The following is an 18398-nucleotide window of genomic DNA, read 5'->3' on the forward strand; positions in this document are numbered from 1 at the left end:
TTTCGAAATTATAAACGATGAATACCACGGTAGGTATGGTACACTGAACACAAATCATAAGGTAGGTGTTTTACAATGATAACTGAGAAGTTGAATGTTGAAGGCATGTCATGCGGACATTGCGTTGCATCGATTGAGAAAGCCGTAGGCGGTCTGCAAGGCGTTGAGAGTGTATCTGTGTCACTGGAGAACCATTCGGTTGATGTCACCTATGCCCCCTCAGAGCTCTCGCTTGAGACGGTTAAGGAAGAAATTGAAGATCAAGGTTACGATGTGAAGTAATAGAGAGCGCACTGCAGAGATGTGGTGTGCTTTTTTTGAAAAGAAAAAGCAAAGGAACAGCGTCCTTTGCTTCTACTCATTCGAACTCTTCCTTCAGTAAGGAAAAGATCAGCATGTCCGTAAACCGGTCCCCTTTTCGAGCCGCCTGTCTAAGCTTGCCTTCCTGCATAAAGCCAAGCTTATGCAGCGCGTGAATGGAACGGATGTTGTCCGGCTCAATTCTTGCTTCAATGCGGTTTAGCTCTTTGCCTTCAAAGCCATCGCTAAGGATCATCCGGAGCGCTTCTGAAGCAAAACCTTGACCCCAGTAAGGTTTGCCAAGGTCATAACTAATCTCGGCTGTCTGATGTTCAGGAACGAACGAATCAAAGCCACAGGTACCAATCACTTCATTGGTTTCCTTCAGGACAATGCTGTATCGGGTCAACTCATTTTGTTCCATCAATGTGTTCAAGTTAGCAATGAACGCTCTTGCTTGTTCCATGGTCTCTAAAGAATTGATGTGCATGTAACGCGTCACGCGAACGTCCGACCAAAAAATATGGAGAGCCTCCGCGTCGTCTTCGGATAACGTACGAAGGAGTAGCCGTGACGTTTCAAAACGCTTGTCTTCCACCAAAATTCACCATCTCTCATTCGACTTTCTTCCATTTTACCACGACTCATAGAGAGGTTGTACCTATTAGCGCCATTTTAAATTTTTGTTGACATTCTAAGTTAATTCCGATATAGTAATAGATGTCGACAGAGACATCTACATACTTTTTCCCACGACCCGTTAGCTCAGCTGGGAGAGCGCTACCTTGACAGGGTAGAGGTCACTGGTTCGAGCCCAGTACGGGTCATCTCTTAAAAGCAGGAGCATGGCACCTTTCCGGATGAGGGAGGGTGCTTTTTTTGTCCTTGAGTGACAAGTGACAAGTGGCAAATAAGCGAATGAACCCGCCAAAGCATCATTTTGCAGCTTTATTCTCGTCTCGTCACAGGTTTATGAAAGAAGGCACTTGACTGCTCATCTACCTAGTAAAGCGATAATAAGGCAATCAGCTAGGCTTCACCACTATTTGCCGAACGTTCATTCTCTTCCTTGTTGACTATCGATCGTTTGTTCGGTAAACTGTAGAAAACGAGGTGAAGAGAGTGAAAAAGCTACTCGAACGTACGGTGGACAGAAATGAAGAGCTACAGATGATTTACCTCGATGCCAACGGCCATTGTACACACCGGGAGGTAACAGTATTTGCTGTGAGTGAGACGACCGTTGTGGGGTTCTGTCATTATCGTGGGCAGCCCCGCATCTTTAGGAGGGGGAATATCCTCTCGGTATTTCCAGTGAAGCGAAGAGAAACCGTCTGGAAGGGATGAAAACTAACATGAGCCAGACCCAGGGACTTCAATTGCCGGAGCCTTATAAAGACACTTCTCGTAAAATTATTCATATTGACATGGACGCTTTTTTCTCGTCTGTGGAGGAGCGAGACAACCCGTCGTTAAAAGGAAAGCCAGTAATTATTGCCAAGCATCCAAGGAAGACGGGTGGAAAAGGAATTGTTTCAACAGCGAACTACGAGGCCAGAAAGTTCGGTGTTCATTCGGCGATGAGTGCCTACAAAGCCTATGAGTTGTGTCCAGACGGAATTTTTATCGATGGCAACTATGAGGCATACAGGGAAGCCTCTTTACATATCAGAGAGATCATGCAGCGCTATACGACGTTGGTGGAACCAATGTCGATTGATGAAGCGTATTTGGATGTTACAAAAAATAAGAAAGACGTCCCTAGCGCAACTATTCTTGCCAGACAGATTCAGCGAGACATTTGGAAAGAAACGCAACTAACGAGTTCAGCAGGCGTTTCATACAACAGATTCATTGCAAAAATTGCTTCAGACATAAATAAACCAGCGGGTATCACTGTAATTCCACCAGATCAGGCGGTCGAGTTTTTACGGCAATTGCCTATTGAAAAATTTCATGGCATCGGCCCAAAAACGGCGGAGAAAATGCATCGCTTGCGTATATTTACGGGCGAAGACTTGTACCAGATGGAACAGTTGGACTTGATCTCTCATTTCGGCAGGGCGGGAATTTCCTATTACAAGCGCGTTCGAGGCATCGACAACAAGCCGCTATGTATGAAGCGAGAGAGAAAGTCCGTTGGGAAGGAGCGCACATATTTTAACGGCCTTACGACGAATAGCGAAGTGGTGGATGAGCTAAGGGAAATCGCGCGAAACGTTGTCGCTTCCTTAAACCGAGTACAAAAACACGGCAAGACCGTTGTATTGAAAGTACGTTATCGTTCGTTTGAAACAGTGACGAAACGCATTAGCGTTCCTCATTACGTGGAGGATGCTGAAGACATTCTTGGGCAAGCCGTGGAGCTGTGGGAGGAAATGGGGACGATCGAGAAAGGGGTACGCTTGCTTGGCATCACGATCACAAATTTAGATCCAATCGAGCATCAGCCAATCCCGCTGTTTTGATTGCATACGAATCACCCCTTCTCCAACCAGAAAAGGCGGTGGAAGAAGGGGGAAGAAAAAGGAGTTACCACAATGCTCCTAAGACGTTCCCATCAAAAAGATTAGTGTCAATGTTACACGTCTCAGCATCAATTCCATATTGCCACCCAGCAAGCAAAGATTCTTCAGGATAATCAGGATCGTACGCAGGTGCATTGTCTCCGGTCGTAATTCCTATGTTTGGGGGACGCGGTCCAAACGTACATCTCGTCTAGCAAATCACTATTTTCTTCGGCTGCTTCTTCAAAAGCGACATAGAGCTCTTCGCTCGGATCAAAAATTCCATATACGCCGGAGTCATACTCTGAATCCATGAGTGTATCATGCCATCCTAAAAGGAACGCAGCGTCGACCGGGTAAATAGGTTCCACATTTGCGAATAGCGCTACATCTTCAGGGATGCCTAAATCTTGTGCCATTTCAATCGCTTCGTTTGCCTCGCTTTGCCCGTGATCATAGCCAGTGATATCGGTCGTATGATTCCAGATGACGAGGGTTTGTATATCATTCGACTGTAGCAAATCGACTTCTTCTGTCGTTAACCCGACGGAAACACCTTCATTGTCCCCAAGATAACGCCCCCAGACGCTAGGGTTGCCGAAATTCTCTGTGACGCAGGCTAACATATTTTCTGTAGTGGGGCTTGCAGAGTCCATGCCCCAAACCGTGTCTGGAATCTGGTTATTTCCGTTCTCTCCGTTGTCATTGTCATCGCCATTGCCATTGTCATCCCCGTTATCATTTTCATTGCGATTATCGCTACGTTTGTCATCGCCATTATTATTATCGTTGCTGTTTTCGTCATCACCATTCGTGTCGTTAGATCCGACATGGTTCGAGATACTGTTCGCAACATTCACATCCACGCTAACGTTAATATCATTGGTCACATTATTATCAATGTCGCCTACTTCGTCACTGTTGATCGAATTCTCAATGGAGTTGTCGACATCGGCGTTTTCAGCGTCAATATTATTTTCTACATTATTATTCAGGGTATTGTCGGAGCTACTTCCCGATGAATTGCCGTTGCCCAGATCAGCAACCGCATAGATTGATAAGGTTAGAGAAAACAAAATCAAGATCGCACTGATGACAAAGAAAAAGGGCTTTCCTCGTTGATAAATGGTTTTACCTCCCCGCAGATCTTTGGTCATTTTATGTCGTTCGCGGGGAGCCTGTGCGAAAAATAGACGAATGAAGGGGGTGCATGTACGATTGGAGGGCGATAGCGTCTCCTTTTCGTTTAGGAAAACGCTAGTCATTCGCTCCCTTGGCCACGTTGTTCTGTTAGGGCCGATAAGAAAGAAGACGAAAAAAAGCCTACTGAGTAACAGTGCTTTTTGTCTAGCTCCGGCGGGTAAAAGCTCAAGATTTTTCGGCCTGACAACGAAATCCAAGGGCGGGATTTCTTTTGTCAGGTCTCCAAAATTCTCTCTTTTGATCGACCCGCCTCTGCTTTTCGGATTTGCTTTAGGATCCACGGGAGTGCCGCGCGTAGGTCTGGAAAGATGGCATCCGCACCAAAGCGACGTTTGGTCCCTTTGTGGATAAGAACTGTCTGGCATCCTGCTGCTTGACCAGCAAGAATATCAGGCTCCCGATCGCCAACCATGACACTTGCTTGTAAGTCAACCTCGTGTCTGGTGGCAAGCTCCTGCAACATATAAGCTTGTGGCTTGCGGCAGCGACAGCCAGCCTTGGGTTTGTGAGGACAATACGCGACATCATCTACCCAGGAGTCAAAGGCAACTAAATCCTGCTGCATCTTCTCATGAACTCGCTCAAGCATTCGCTCCTGCATATAGCCAAGCCCGATACCACCCTGGTTCGTCACAACAAAAACGAGAAAGCCCTCCTCATTTAGTGTTCGAATCGCTTCTCCAACACCCGGGAGCAAATGAAAATCGGAGGGTTGATTTACAAATTTGACCTTACTGCTCAAGACCTCATTAATGACTCCGTCGCGATCTAAAAATATCGCCTGTTTCATCTTTCCCACCCCCCTACTGGATGTTCGATGTTCATAAGAAGCAAGATCCCTATACACAAATTTTTAAGGGCTTTACAATGAACGTTCTAAGAGTACGCTCCAATTTGATTTCGGAAAATGGCTCGAGGGTCAAGACATCAAAACAGAGCGGTTGTCAGGCGAGGTCGATACAGACCTTCCGTTTGTGCATATGGATGGAAAGGCGGACTGGTTCGGGAGATGATAAAAAAGAAGGCTATTTCGAGAGGAATCGCTCTTTTTGATTAGCCTTTTTGTTCGTCCATTTATTAATTTGGAAGGTCTTGTAACAACTGTTTTTGTTGCTCTAATTGCTCGCGGACGAGTTCAAGGGCTTCTTGATTCTCTGTCTGCATCGCTTGCTGTAAGGAATGCTCAGCGGTTTCAATCGAATGCTGTGCATCCGTCCTTGTTTGCTCCGTCGGGTGGGACCTAGCTTGACTTATGGCGTCTTGAACTTTTTCTAGGGATTGCTGCACTTGGAACGTTTGATTTTGTCTTTGAAGACTGGAAATGTTATTTCTCATAAATGTCGTTTCCTCCTTGGGTTTGAACTCTTCCTTACTGTGCGTAACTAGAGAAGTTTATATACGGTCCTAACCTTTGGAAGGCCTGCACAAGAAATCCCGGGTTTGGATTTCAGGGCAGGACTGAAAAATCCCGAGCTTCTACCCGCAGGAGCTAGACAACCCGAAAAGCTCTTAGCATTCACGCGCTAAGAGCTTTTGCTTCTATAAAGGTTAAGAAACCCCAATTGCCACAGCAACAAGCAACGCAATAATAGCAATAACAATCCAAGCCACAACAATTTTCCAAATAAATGTAACCCAGCGTGTATAAGGAATGCCTGCGATTGCTAAATAAGCCATAAGCGGTGCCGAGGTAGGATTAATGAGATTCATAATGCCGTCCCCGTACTGAAAGGCGAGAACCGCAACTTGACGCTGAATATCGAGCAAATCGGCGAGGGGAGTCATCAGGGGCATCGTCGTAGCCGATTGTCCACTCCCAGAAGGAATGAAGAAGTTGACAATAAGCTGGAGCACAAACATCCCAACGACCGTAAGTGCACTTGGTACAGCACTGATAAGATTCGAAAGCGAGTACACCATTGTATCCATTACTTGTCCCTGCTCCATAACCACGAGGATCGCGCGGGCGAATCCGACAACGAGCGCACCGAACGCGACCATTTTCATTCCATCTGTAAAGGCTGTGAACATGCCATTCACACCCAGGCCACCAAAAAACCCTGCAACGAATCCGATAATGATAAATGTCGCGGCCATCTCTGTTAAGTACCAATCCCATTGAAAGACGCCGTACATATTCATCGAAAACCCAGCGGCCACAACGAGCAGAACAAGAGCGTGGCGGTACTCAAAGGCAATTTTTTCAGGAGTCCCGCCAGCTCCTTTTTCATCAAGACCGTGCATATAGCTAAGCTCAGGATTCTTTTTCACACGACTGGCATAGCGGAGCAAAACAAACATAGCGGAAGCCAAGAAGAAGAGATAGACAGCGAAACGGAAGCCAATGCCGCTGAATAGCGGTACTTCGGCAATCGACTGCGCAACCCCTACCGTGAAGGGGTTCATCATGCCACCCACGAATCCAGACATCGCCCCAAGGCTGACCATGGCGGTCCCTGTAATCGTGTCATAGCCAAGCGCTTTGGCGACGGCGATTCCAATCGGCACAAAGATAATAATTTCTTCAGACATCCCAATGGTAGCCCCAGGAATTGAAAAGACGATCATCATAATGGGAATAAGGAGGACGCCTTTATTTTTTAATTTGCCGACAAGCCCATGAACAGAAGCGTCAATCGTGCCTGTTTTCATAATCACGCCGAACGTCCCACCGACTAGGAAAATATAGAAAATGATTTGTGCAGCTTCTGCCATGCCAGTGGGAATGGCTTGGAACATTTCAAAAGGAGTGACAGGACTTGACTCCACTTGCTGGTAACTATTTTCGACTAGTTGCGTTTGACCATCCTGTTCAACACGTTCAAATTCGCCAGGTGAGATAACGTACGTAGCGAGCGTTGCTAGCATAATCATGGCAAATAAAATTGCGTATGTGTGCGGAACGTTTGCTATCTTTGTAGGTTCTAGCCCGTTCTGTTTCAAAAAATTCTCCTCCTAACCAAACCATAAAACGAATATTTATTCATATGAATTAATATTTATCTTTATACAAATATAAAGTATAATAGGGAAAAGTCAATAGGATTTTTACGATTAACGGTGGAGGGATTTTGATGAAGCAGACCATTCAAGAAACGATTGATAGCCGAAAAATGAATTTTTATGAAATCAGCCAGTATGTTGGAAAAAACCCGGAACTAGGCCATGAAGAGTACTTGGCGTGTGAAGCTTTAACGAAAGAGTTGAGAGAGAATGGCTTTAACGTCACTGTCGGGACATGTGGGCTCGAAACAGCGTTTGAAGCGGTTTACGATAGTGGAAAGCCAGGGCCGAAGATCGCGTTTATGGCTGAATATGACGCCCTTCCTGAACTTGGGCACGCGTGTGGCCATAATTTAATCGGAACAACCGCCGTTGCTGCGGGAGTCGGTTTATCACAGGCTTTATCCGAAACAGGTGGCACTGTCTACGTGTACGGGACACCGGCCGAAGAAACACGGGGCGGGAAAGTGACGATGGCAGATAATGGGGTGTTTGATCATTTAGACGTGGCGATGATGGTTCACCCTTATGACCGCCATGAAGAGAGCGGTTCTTCGCTTGCAATGGACGCGATCCAATTTGATTTTCACGGAAAAGCGGCGCATGCTGCAGCGAGTCCACATGAAGGCATCAACGCACTGGATGCTGTGATTCAGACGTTTAACAGCATTAACGCGTTACGGGAGCATATGACTTCGGACGTGCGCATTCACGGGATTATTGCAGAAGGCGGACAAGCGGCCAATATTGTCCCTAATTTTGCGCGGGCACAGTTTTATGTACGCGCAGCAACAAGGGCAGGGCTTGATCCGGTTCTAGAAAAGGTGAAAAACTGTGCGAAAGGGGCCGCGCTTGCAACAGGGGCAAAGCTAGAAACCTCGTTTTACGAGTTTTCGTATGATGACATGAACACCAATAAAACGCTCTCAACTATATATAAGGATAATACGATCGAGCTTGGCATTGCAAAAGAAGAGATCCATCCAAAGCAAGGAGGAGGGTCGCTTGATATGGGAAATGTGAGTCAAGTGGTCCCTTCGATCCATCCCTATGTGAAAATTACAGATGAAGGGGTAGCTTGTCATACCCATGGCTTTCAAGAAGCGGCAATGAGTGAGCAAGGGCTTGAAGGATTATTGCTCGGTGCGAAATCGATGGCTTTAACAGGCTATGACATTCTCACCAATGCCGATCTCCTTCGTCAAATTAAAAAGGAATTTGCTGAGTGGACATTGCATCAAGCTTGAAGAGACATCCGCCTGAGTTTAGAGCTCGGGCGGATTTTTCTAGCTCTGGCGGGTAAAGCTCAAGATTTTTCAGTAAGAGAGGAACTTCCGGATGTGGGGAGACGTATCGTTTGGGGCGAATCGGGGTTTAAGCCTGATCCATCCGCCTGCGTTTTTCGGATGCAGCAATGCTACAACAAGAAGAACGGATGCGCATTCTCATTTTAGGGTTGCTATATACTAACTAACTGGTTAGTATATATGTAAGCGTAATCATAACGATCACAAAATCTGTGAGGTGGTAGTTGAGTCGAAACAATACGAAGACGATTTTGTAGCAAGAAAAGAAAAGGCGATGCATCTTAGTGGCGAAGAAAAAGTCGCAACCCATCACAAAAACGGGTGTTTAACAGCGAGAGAGCGGATTGATTTGCGTTTGGATGAAGGCAGTTTTGTTGAATTTGGAACTTTCACTCATTCGGATGTTCCTGGATTGGAAGAAAAGACACGCGGCGACGGCCTTATTTGCGGATTAGGCAAAGTAAGAGGAAGAAAGGTAGCGGTTGAAGCGACCGATAAAACGGTGGATAGTCTCTAAAGACTAATTAAATCACAAGGGGATGAGAAAATGAGTAAAGAAGATCTGCTTATAGACCAAAGCCAAGGTGTGCTTACACTGACGTTGAACCGACCGGAAAGCCTGAATGCCTTCAGCGGAGAAATGATTGCCGGGTTAACGAGTGCCATTCAAGAGGCGCAAACGAATGAGGACGTGCGGGTCATTGTCATTGCTGGAGCAGGGCGCTCGTTCAGCGCTGGTGGTGATGTGAAAACGATGGGCTCAGGAAGTGCCCAGGAGGTCTATGAACATATTGGCAAGTTGAATGACTGTATACTCACGATGCAAGCATCGCAGAAGCCAATCGTTGCCGTCGTTCATGGATTTGGCGCAGGAGCAGGGTTTAACTTGGCACTTGCCTGCGATTTAATCGTGGCCGCCGAGGACAGCAAATTTGCGCTTAGCTTTTCTCAAGTGGGCTTAATTTCCGATGGAGGAGGCTCTTATTTCTTGCCACAACTGATCGGCCCCCACTTAGCCAAGCAATTTTTCTTTAGCGCTGAACCGATTCCGGCCAAACGCCTCCATCAGCTTGGAGTGATTAACTACCTATTTTCTACGGAAACGTTAAGAGAAGAAGCGGGGAGGATTGCTGAAGAGTTGGCAAACGGACCTATTCTTGCGTATGGCATGATCAAAAAACTGGTCAATCATTCGATGACCGCCTCACTCGAAGAAATTCTTGAACAAGAGAGAATTACGCAAACCATGATGGTCACAACCGAGGATCATATCGAAGGCATCACCGCTTTCAAAGAAAAGAGAAAACCAAACTTTAAAAGCAGCAGGAGGCACTCGTAATGAAAGCGATTCAATTTGACGAGTACGGTGGACCAGATGTTTTGCATGAGGTCGAGACTGAAATACCGACTCCAAAGAAGCAAGAAGTCCTCATTGAAATCCATGCCATTGGCGTCAACTATGCGGATACGGCGAGACGCAGAGGACAATATGTCGTCCCGACCCCTCTTCCGTTCATACCGGGAGCAGAGGTAGCAGGGGTTATCTCCGACGTAGGGGAAGGTGTCACAAGATTTAAAGCGGGGGATCGAATCGTCACATTAATGAATGATGGCGGGTATGCGGAGTATGCTGTAGCGGATGAGCGGTCGGTTATTCCCATTCACGATACTCTCGACTTTGAAACCGCCGTTGCCCTTCCTTTGCAAGGCTTAAGTGCTTATCACGTCCTTAAGACCATGGGGCGGTTGAGCGATGGTGAAACCGTCCTCGTGCACGCCGCTGCCGGTGGTGTCGGAGGCATTGCTGTACAGCTCGCTCAATTAATGGGGGCGGGCAAAGTCATTGCTACTGCAAGTACGGAAGAAAAGCTTTCGTATGCGAAGGAGCTTGGGGCGGGTGTACTTGTTGACTATACGAAAGAAGACTGGGAGAAGGAAGTGTTGGAAGCGACCAATGGCAAAGGAGTGGATGTCGCACTAGAAATGGTCGGAGGCGACGTTTTCAAAAAAACATTGTCCTGCCTCGGCACCTTTGGCCGTCTTGTTATTTTCGGTTCAGCGAGTGGGGAGGCAAGCCAGTTAAATGCCGGACAATTGATGGCACGCAATCAGTCCGTCATTGGGTTCTTCCTTCCGCAAATGATGAGGAAGCCACATTTAATGAAATCGAGTCTGGAAGAGCTTTTTGGCTACTTACAGGCAGGAGACCTCAAGTTACAGATCGGGGAGACCTTCCTTCTCGAAGAAGCAGCGCATGTTCACTCCATCATGGAAGGACGTCAGACGAAGGGGAAACTCGTTTTAACGCCAAGGAAATCGTAAATGGTGAACATTGGGAACTTGGATCGGTTTGCGTTAGGCTTTTTACTCGTCCAAGTTTCCTACATCATAAAAAGGGTTGGTGGTCTGTACATGAATTGGATAGAACCGAACAGCATTGATATAACACCCGTACAACGGCTGAATGAACACGGCGTGTTAACGGGAGAAACCAGTCTTTCTGAAGAGGAACAGCTGACCATTTACAAGTGGATGGTGAGGGCAAGACGTTTTGATGAGCTAGCCGTTAAATTTCAGCGACAAGGAAAAATCGGCACCTATGCTCCACTTTCAGGTCAAGAAGCGGCTCAGGTTGGTAGTGCACTCGCTCTTGAAGAGAAGGATTGGATCTTTCCAAGTTACCGGGAAGCTGCGGCATGCTTTGTGAGAGGGGCGAAGCTTTCCTCGTTTTTCAAGTATGCGATGGGGCATCTGCACGGGGGTGTATTGAAGGAGGAAGGGGTCTTCCCTGTTCAAATCATTATCGGCGCTCAAGCCTTGCACGCCACGGGAAGTGCCTGGGCCGATCAGTACAAGAACAAAGATGCCGTGAGTGTCGCCTATTTCGGCGATGGGGCGACCTCTCAAGGTGATTTTCATGAAGCATTGAATTTTGCCGGTGTGTTTCAAGTGCCCGTTATTTATTTTGCTCAAAACAATCAATGGGCGATTAGCGTGCCGTACCATAAGCAAACGAGAAGCAAATCGATTGCTCAAAAAGCGCAGGCTTACGGGATTACAGGAGTCCAAGTCGATGGAAATGACGCAGTGGCTGTCTACGAAACGATGAAACAAGCCAGAGCGCTTGCAAGGGACGGCAAACCTGTACTGATTGAAGCACTCACGCATCGAATGGGGCCACATACGACTTCGGATGATCCAACCAAGTACCGTCGAAAAGAAGAAGGCGAGACATGGGCAAAGAAAGACCCAATCTCACGTTTTCGAAAATGGCTTGAAGACCGGCAGTTATGGACGGAGAAGGAAGAACAGCATTTACATGCCTCGATTGAAGAGGAATTGAAGCAAGCATTTAAAGAAGCCTCTGAAACAGCACCTGCCTCACTTGGTGATGCGCTTGGGTACGTCTATGAAAAACCGACAAATCGCCTGATAGAACAAAGGCTGGAGTGGGAAGGAAAGGGGGAGAATCGATGAGTGAGATGAATATGATTGAAGCGATCAATTTTACACTTAGGCAAGAAATGGATGCAGACGAAGACGTACTAATCTTAGGCGAGGATGTGGGGCGAAATGGCGGCGTGTTTCGTGCAACGGATACGCTTGTCGATACGTTTGGGGAACGACGAGTGGTGGACACCCCTTTAGCAGAATCGGCCATTATCGGAACGGCGGTCGGAATGGCGATTCGCGGTCTGAAGCCCATAGCAGAAATTCAGTTTTTAGGATTTATCTATGAAGCCATGGATCAAATCGCCGCACAGGCCGCGCGCATTCGCTTTCGTTCTGCTGGAAGTTTTCATGTGCCACTCGTTATTCGGGCGCCTTACAGTGGCGGAGTGAAGACGCCAGAACTTCACTCGGATAGCTTGGAGGCCCTCTTTATGCACTCTGCTGGCCTGAAAGTCATCATGCCCTCCACACCTAAAGATGCCAAAGGGTTGTTAAGCGCTGCGATTCGAGACCCAGATCCAGTTCTTTTTCTTGAACCAATGAAGCTCTACCGTGCGTTTCGGGAGGAAGTGGAAGAAGAACGTTTCACTATAGACATAGGGAAAGCGAATGTTGTGAAAGAAGGGGAGGACACCACCCTTATTAGTTGGGGCTCTGCAATGGCTGAAACCAAGGCAGCTGTTCAACTTCTTGAAGAGAAGGGGTACTCAATTGAACTCATAGATCTCCGTACCATCGTCCCTCTTGATGAAGAGACGATCATTGATTCAGTTATGAAAACCAGTCGGTGTGTCATTGTTCATGAAGCGGTGAAATCAGCAGGAGTGGGGGCGGAAATATCAGCGATTCTTAACGAAAAAGCATTGTTTTACTTATCTGCACCCGTTCTTCGTGTCACCGGCTATGACAGCCCTTATCCGGTCCCGTCAATTGAAAATGAGTGGATTCCATCTGTAGATCGGATCATGCGGCAGGTTAAACAGGTGTGGGAATTATCGCTAGATTGATTGAGGAGGGGTTCGATGATTAAGGAATTCAAGCTTCCCGATATTGGCGAAGGGTTGCATGAAGCGGAAGTGGTAACTTGGTTCGTGAATAAAGGAGATCGTGTCCAAGAAAATGAGAATATTGCGGAAGTCCAAACAGATAAGGCGGTTGTGGAGATCACTTCTCCCTTTTCCGGGACCGTCTATGAACGAGGGGGGGAGGAAGGCGAAAGTGTCAAAGTTGGAGATACGCTAATTTCCATTGAAACGGACAGCGAGAAGGCTGAGGTTCAGAAAAGCAAGGAGGAACCTTCCCAAATAATCATCTATGACCAGCCTAGTTCTGGAAGTCCAAGCAACCACTCTTCTTTAAAACCGAGAGTAAAGGCGGCACCAACGGTTAGAAAGCTGGCCAGAGAACTTGGAGTCTCCATCTTTGAAGTTACCCCAACCGGTAAAAGTGGGAAGATAACGGCGGATGATGTTCGCTCTCATGCTAAAAGCGAGAAAGACACGCATAACGAAGTTCCAAATCATTCTAAATCTCCTGGATCTAATCTTAGCGAACCGATTAAAGGATTGCGGAAAAAAATCTTTGAAAATATGACTCGTTCCATGACAGACATCCCGCAATGTACAGGAATGGACGAAGTGGATGTTAGTCGGTTAAGTGAGTTCCGGCGTTTGTTAAAAGGGGAGACGCCTAACGGAACGCTTACGTATCTCCCATTTATCGTCAAAGCCGTGGCACTAGCGTTAAAGGAGAACCCGAGGTTTAACGGCAGAGTGGATACAGAGAATATGCTGTTTCACTATCAAACGGACATTCACATAGGGATTGCTACGGCAACAGAAGATGGGCTGTTAGTACCCGTTTTAAGATCGGTGGACCTGCTTAGCATTGAGGAAATTGCTCTTGGCATTGAAGACCTGTCTACGCGGGCACGCACGAAAAAAATGAAGCCAAGTGAACTATCGGGAAGCACATTCACTATCTCGAATACGGGAAAAAGAGGTGGATTTTACGCAACGCCGATGATTAACCCACCCGAGGTGGCGATTCTCGGCATCCACGCAGTCAAAAAGAAACCAGTGGTGATCGACAATGAGCTGGCCATTGGCGACGTCATGGGCACGTCCATAACATTTGATCATCGTGTCATTGATGGAGAGCATTGTGGTCAATTCATGAGTACTTTGAAAGCGTATTTAGAAAAGCCAGAGTTATTCGTATTCAAAAGCAAGGAATGACGAGTTAGATGACTTAATAATGAAGAAAGGGTGATGACATGGGTAAAAAAAGAGAATACGGGGGCCTTCAGCCTGGAGTAAAATGGGGACCGTTTACAATGAGGATTCCGGGCGTGCACGTTGGAATATCGTGGCCTATGCTTGTTCAAGGGGCCATTATTTCATTGGCTACAGGGGGCTCCTTAGCTCCTCTGATGATGCAATTCTTTGAGGTCAGTTTTGCGGTGGCATGGACAACAATGAGCATTCAACTTTTCTGGGTATGGTCGCACACAATGTTATTCGGAGAACCTCATGCTCCGGGATGGATCACTCCCGCTTTGCCTTTAGTCATTGTCTTCCTCGGAGGCTTCACCCCTGGAACAGAAGCAGTTCACGCGATGATGGCCATCATGATCGTCGTTTCGGCACTCTTCTTGTTTTTTGGAGTGACTGGGTTGGGGGATAAATTTAACCGGCTCGTGCCAAGCTCGTTAAAAGCGGGAATCATTATGGGAGCAGCCATCGCTGCCTTTATGTCTGAATTCGAACGCGTGCAGGAACTACCCTTTTCGCTGATTAGTTCATGGATTGCTGTGCTCATCATTCTATACTCCATTCCTTTTCAAAAGATAAAGAGTTTGAAGGTCAAGGGGCTACTGGCAGCGAACGTATTATTGGTCGGTTTTATTGTGGCAGGGGTTGTTGGGAGCATCGCCGGTGAGATTCAATTTAGCATTGAATGGGGAATATTCGTTCCGCAATTCGGAGAAATGTTTGCGACGCTGACACCATTTGGAGTTGGGCTGCCTTCATGGAATATGCTCATAGCGGCTGTTCCGTTGGGCGTGAGCATCTACATTTTGGTGTTTGGGGACTTGTTAGTGGCGGACGGCTTGATTCGTTCTGCGAATCAGGCAAGACAGGATGAAAAAATTGATGTGAATTACACTCGAACCCACTATGCCTTAACATTGCGTAACCTCGGCTACTTGTTTACCGGCGGAGCCTTCATTCCTTTGCAAGGTCCCCTCTGGACTGGCGTGCAAGTATATATCATCGAACGATATAAGCAAGGCAGGAACGTCATGGATTCGATATTTACAGGGACAATAAATTTTTATCTTCTTGCTCTGCCTTTAGGGTTTTTCATGCCGGTCATCAGTCTCATTGTTCCCTTACTGGATGTCGCCCTCTCGTTAACGTTGTTGCTGACCGGCTTCGCCTGCGCCTATCTGGCAATGTCATTGGTGACGACCAACGTGGGACGTGGCATGGCTTTATTCATCGGTGTCTTAACCGCCCTTCAAGGACCGGCATGGGGGCTGGGTGCGGGGATCGTCATGTACATTTTAATGATGGGACTGAACCGTCGAGAGAAAAACAGTGAAACCAACGAAGCGTCCAAAGATCCAAAAGTGATGTGACGCGAGAAAAGGGGACGAAACTCAAAAGTGGAAGGTCAAATCAATGAAAGCAGGGGTAATTTGCATGTCCAATTTCGGCAATCGGGTTCAGTTCAACGTCTATCAAACCATGCAGAGTCCTGACCCGAACAGACTTCCAGTGATTTATGAAGAATGGGAGAAGCGGGCACAGGAAGTGTTGGAAGACGGACCCTACTATTATGTCGCTGGCGGTGCTGGTGGAGAGAAGACGATGCAGGCTAATCTTCGAGCGTTTCATCGGTGGAACATTGTGCCGAGAATGCTGCGGGATGTTTCAGAACGTGACTTAACCGTAAACCTATTAGGCACTACCTTTGATTTCCCAGTCATGCACGCACCAATTGGGGTGCAATCGATCATTCATCCTGAAGGGGAGCTGGCCTCGGCTAGAGCTTCTGCGGAAATCGGCGTTCCCTATATCGCAAGTTCTGCCTCGTCCGTGCCTATGGAAGAGATTGCAAAGGCCATGGGTGCGGCGCCTCGCTGGTTTCAATTGTATTGGAGCAAAGATCCAGATGTAACGGCGAGTTTTTTGAAACGGGCAGAGGACTCAGGGTATTCAGCCATCGTCGTTACTTTGGATACGCCCATGATGGCCTGGCGCGAATATGATTTGAAACATGTGTATTTGCCCTTCTTGGCCGGGGAAGGTGTGGGAAATTATCTGTCTGACCCTGCCTTTTGTGCAAAGCTCGAAAAGTCGCCAATAGAAGATCCAACTGCGGCGATCATGTACTGGACGCAAGTATTTGGAAATGCCAGCTTAACATGGAAGGATATTGCGTTTTTGCGAAAGCATACGAGCCTACCCATCCTATTAAAAGGAGTTCTGCACCCAGACGATGCAAAACTGGCATTGGAACACGGCGCCGATGGGCTTATCGTTTCTAATCACGGGGGCCGACAAGTTGATGGCGCTCTAGGAGCTCTTGAGGCACTTCCTCTAATACTTGATGTCGTTAAGGAGCAAGTACCAGTGCTTATGGACAGCGGAATCCGACGTGGTTCCGATGTGATCAAAGCGATGGCTCTTGGGGCAAGTGCTGTGCTTGTTGGGAGGCCATGCATGTATGGGCTGGCCGTGGCAGGAGAGCTAGGGGTTAAGGAAGTTTTGAAAAACTTGATCGCTGATATGGATCTGACAATGGCATTGGCCGGAGAACGATCCGTGCGCGAATTAAGGAGATCCATTCTCGTAGAAACGAAATAGACATTCAAAACAAAAACCCGCTCCACTTTAAGAGTGGTGCGGGTTGATGAGTAATTCAGACGATAATCCCTTTTCTCATTCCAGCAGCGACAGCTTCCGCACGGTGGTTCACCCCTAGTTTTCTCATGAGGGAGCTGACATAGTCTCTGACGGTAAATTCACTTAAAGCCATCAGCCCGGCCATTTGTTTGATCGTATAGCCATTGGCTAGATGTTGAAGAACCTCTGTTTCTCTTTTGCTTAACATGTTCTTTTTCGGGCTAGGAAGAAAAAAAGAATGGAAATACTGAGAGAGAAGAGATAACTCGTCTTCTCGAATGCCCTTCTCGATCATTTGATCGACTAGGACAAAGGCCACGATGATATTCCGAAGGCTGATTGGTATAATAGCGAGCGATGTTTCAAAACTTTGGCGGTACTTTGGTGGAACGGAGGATAGCACGGTTTCTCTGTGCACGAAAGTAGACCTGTTTCTTGTTAACGCTTGGTAGAGGGGAGGGATGGGGCGAACGTCTTCTTTCACGTCGGTTAACGCAATCGTCCTGTCACCCTCTATTAAAAGAACGCCTTCGCCCAGGTAGCTTAATGGCGAATAGGTAAATAAGGACGCACGTCCGACTGGAAAGAAGCGCAGGCAACCGTGCATCATCCATTCGGATTTCGTCTTCACATCGGTGACGTTGGCCATTTCCTTTATATAAGCATAAACAGCATGATCCAGCATTCGACGGTTTTCCCCCCTACATTTTACGTGGTTTCTATTCAGATAATTTCATCTTATACTATAGTGAAAGCCCTTACAACCAATATCTATTAGGATTGACCCTTTACATCGAAATGGGGCTAAACTTTATTTTCTAAGGAGGATATTGATGGGAAGACGAACGTTTGTAACTACAAGTGCTACAGGGCTACAAGAGGATTCGCTACCGTTTAAACTTTTTCAGAAAGCGAAACGGTTAGGTGTCTGGAACCCAGCTGAATTGGACTTTACTCAGGATATCCGTGATTGGCAAACGTTTAGTGATGAACAAAAACAAGGCATCTTGAGGCTGATTGCGCAATTCCAAGGCGGAGAGGAAGCCGTAACGAGAGATCTGCTGCCATTGATGATGATCATTGCCAAAGAAGGGCGTTTAGAAGAAGAGATGTTCTTAACCACTTTCTTATTCGAGGAAGCCAAGCATACAGAATTTTTTAGGCTTGTGTTGAATGCGCTTGGGGAAAATGACGATCTCTCTCACTATCATGATGAGGCCTATCATGCCATCTTCAATCAGATGCTCCCGACGGCGATGGAACGACTTGTTAATGACCACTCCCCGGAAGCCGTAGCTGAAGCCTCGACGGTCTACAATATGTTTGTGGAGGGGGTGCTTGCGGAAACGGGGTACTATTCATTTTATCAAACATTGGAAAGCATTAACGCGATGCCGGCTTTGCTTCAAGGCATCGGGTATTTAAAAAGAGATGAATCCCGTCACATTGCTTACGGGACGTTTCTCCTGCAGCGTTTGATTAGCGAGCACCCTCATATTTACGACATCGTTGCAAGAAAAATGGAACAGTTAAAGCCTTTTGCGATACAATTTAACCGCGATGAATTAGGCAACGAAAATGAAGACACGCTGAACTACTCAATGAGGCAGCTGATGATTCGAATGGATATTCTTTCAAGAGCTCGCAATAAAAATATGGAGGAAATCTACAAGCAGAAGGAAGATGATTTCGGAATCGCCTAAGGAGGGTGA

19 protein-coding genes and 1 tRNA gene are annotated in these 18398 nt (G+C 47.0%); 14 read left to right on the plus strand and 6 right to left on the minus strand.

The window, feature by feature from the left end:
- The first annotated feature begins 75 nt into the window (after positions 1 to 75).
- Positions 76 to 282 (plus strand): copper chaperone CopZ, encoded by a 207-nt coding sequence (gene copZ, locus AVZ68_RS12585; RefSeq protein ID WP_059104917.1) that lies wholly within the window; start codon positions 76 to 78, stop codon positions 280 to 282.
- A gap of 76 nt (positions 283 to 358) precedes the next feature.
- On the opposite strand, the gene AVZ68_RS12590 is transcribed toward copZ, so the two are convergent.
- On the minus strand, positions 359 to 898 hold the full coding sequence (locus AVZ68_RS12590; RefSeq protein WP_180316704.1) for a GNAT family N-acetyltransferase: 540 nt from the start codon (positions 896 to 898) through the stop codon (positions 359 to 361).
- Between the two features lie 156 nt (positions 899 to 1054).
- On the opposite strand from AVZ68_RS12590, the gene AVZ68_RS12595 reads away from it, so the two are divergent.
- The 3 genes from AVZ68_RS12595 (at position 1055) to dinB (ending at position 2768) form a co-directional block, all read left to right on the plus strand.
- Positions 1055 to 1127 (plus strand) — tRNA-Val (locus tag AVZ68_RS12595).
- A 295-nt stretch (positions 1128 to 1422) separates the two neighbouring features.
- Positions 1423 to 1647, plus strand: a complete 225-nt coding sequence (locus AVZ68_RS12600) for a hypothetical protein (RefSeq protein WP_059104919.1) — start codon at positions 1423 to 1425, stop codon at positions 1645 to 1647.
- Positions 1648 to 1655: 8 nt separating this feature from the next.
- Complete coding sequence (gene dinB, locus AVZ68_RS12605) at positions 1656 to 2768, plus strand: DNA polymerase IV (RefSeq protein WP_059105012.1); 1113 nt, start codon at positions 1656 to 1658, stop codon at positions 2766 to 2768.
- 173 nt (positions 2769 to 2941) lie between these two features.
- Here dinB and AVZ68_RS12610 read toward each other — a convergent pair whose 3' ends face one another.
- From AVZ68_RS12610 to AVZ68_RS12625, 4 genes are all read right to left on the minus strand, one after another.
- Complete coding sequence (locus AVZ68_RS12610) at positions 2942 to 3964, minus strand: glycoside hydrolase domain-containing protein (protein WP_245628136.1); 1023 nt, start codon at positions 3962 to 3964, stop codon at positions 2942 to 2944.
- Between the two features lie 260 nt (positions 3965 to 4224).
- Positions 4225 to 4800 (minus strand): D-glycero-alpha-D-manno-heptose-1,7-bisphosphate 7-phosphatase, encoded by a 576-nt coding sequence (locus AVZ68_RS12615; RefSeq protein ID WP_059104920.1) that lies wholly within the window; start codon positions 4798 to 4800, stop codon positions 4225 to 4227.
- A gap of 287 nt (positions 4801 to 5087) precedes the next feature.
- Entirely contained in the window at positions 5088 to 5345 is a 258-nt protein-coding gene (locus AVZ68_RS12620; RefSeq protein ID WP_059104921.1) for a hypothetical protein, read from the minus strand.
- A gap of 213 nt (positions 5346 to 5558) precedes the next feature.
- Positions 5559 to 6953 carry a YfcC family protein gene (locus AVZ68_RS12625; protein WP_059104922.1) on the minus strand — a complete coding sequence of 465 codons (1395 nt, stop codon included), beginning with the start codon at positions 6951 to 6953 and terminating at the stop codon, positions 5559 to 5561.
- A 131-nt stretch (positions 6954 to 7084) separates the two neighbouring features.
- On the opposite strand from AVZ68_RS12625, the gene AVZ68_RS12630 reads away from it, so the two are divergent.
- The 9 genes from AVZ68_RS12630 (at position 7085) to AVZ68_RS12670 (ending at position 16647) form a co-directional block, all read left to right on the plus strand.
- Positions 7085 to 8260: a M20 family metallopeptidase gene (locus AVZ68_RS12630; protein WP_059104923.1), complete on the plus strand. Its 1176-nt coding sequence runs from the start codon at positions 7085 to 7087 to the stop codon at positions 8258 to 8260.
- A 277-nt stretch (positions 8261 to 8537) separates the two neighbouring features.
- On the plus strand, positions 8538 to 8837 hold the full coding sequence (locus AVZ68_RS12635) for a carboxyl transferase domain-containing protein (protein ID WP_157404654.1): 300 nt from the start codon (positions 8538 to 8540) through the stop codon (positions 8835 to 8837).
- Between the two features lie 30 nt (positions 8838 to 8867).
- Positions 8868 to 9659 (plus strand): enoyl-CoA hydratase/isomerase family protein, encoded by a 792-nt coding sequence (locus tag AVZ68_RS12640; RefSeq protein WP_059104925.1) that lies wholly within the window; start codon positions 8868 to 8870, stop codon positions 9657 to 9659.
- Positions 9659 to 10642 (plus strand): quinone oxidoreductase family protein, encoded by a 984-nt coding sequence (locus AVZ68_RS12645; protein WP_059104926.1) that lies wholly within the window; start codon positions 9659 to 9661, stop codon positions 10640 to 10642. The genes AVZ68_RS12640 and AVZ68_RS12645 overlap by 1 nt, the downstream gene beginning before the upstream one ends.
- Positions 10643 to 10732: 90 nt before the next feature.
- Positions 10733 to 11797 (plus strand): pyruvate dehydrogenase (acetyl-transferring) E1 component subunit alpha, encoded by a 1065-nt coding sequence (gene pdhA, locus AVZ68_RS12650; protein ID WP_059105013.1) that lies wholly within the window; start codon positions 10733 to 10735, stop codon positions 11795 to 11797.
- The gene (locus AVZ68_RS12655; RefSeq protein ID WP_059104927.1) at positions 11794 to 12780 is read left to right on the plus strand and encodes an alpha-ketoacid dehydrogenase subunit beta; all 987 of its coding nucleotides are present in this window, start codon (positions 11794 to 11796) and stop codon (positions 12778 to 12780) included. Before pdhA ends, AVZ68_RS12655 begins: the two co-directional genes overlap by 4 nt.
- 15 nt (positions 12781 to 12795) lie before the next feature.
- Positions 12796 to 14010 (plus strand): dihydrolipoamide acetyltransferase family protein, encoded by a 1215-nt coding sequence (locus AVZ68_RS12660; protein WP_059104928.1) that lies wholly within the window; start codon positions 12796 to 12798, stop codon positions 14008 to 14010.
- A gap of 38 nt (positions 14011 to 14048) precedes the next feature.
- Positions 14049 to 15416, plus strand: coding sequence for a hypothetical protein (locus tag AVZ68_RS12665; protein ID WP_059104929.1), 1368 nt, complete (start codon positions 14049 to 14051; stop codon positions 15414 to 15416).
- A 64-nt stretch (positions 15417 to 15480) separates the two neighbouring features.
- A complete protein-coding gene (locus AVZ68_RS12670) occupies positions 15481 to 16647 on the plus strand; it encodes a lactate 2-monooxygenase (RefSeq protein ID WP_059104930.1) in 1167 nt (388 codons plus the stop codon).
- 55 nt (positions 16648 to 16702) lie between these two features.
- On the opposite strand, the gene AVZ68_RS12675 is transcribed toward AVZ68_RS12670, so the two are convergent.
- A complete protein-coding gene (locus tag AVZ68_RS12675) occupies positions 16703 to 17371 on the minus strand; it encodes a helix-turn-helix transcriptional regulator (RefSeq protein ID WP_059104931.1) in 669 nt (222 codons plus the stop codon).
- Positions 17372 to 17519: 148 nt separating this feature from the next.
- Here AVZ68_RS12675 and AVZ68_RS12680 point away from each other — a divergent pair, with 148 nt between their 5' ends.
- Positions 17520 to 18389, plus strand: a complete 870-nt coding sequence (locus AVZ68_RS12680) for a R2-like ligand-binding oxidase (protein WP_059104932.1) — start codon at positions 17520 to 17522, stop codon at positions 18387 to 18389.
- The last annotated feature ends 9 nt before the right edge of the window (positions 18390 to 18398 follow it).

The sequence above is a fragment of the Shouchella shacheensis genome (assembly GCF_001484965.1).
In the GTDB taxonomy this organism is placed as follows: Bacteria; Bacillota; Bacilli; order Bacillales; family Bacillaceae_D; genus Shouchella; species Shouchella shacheensis.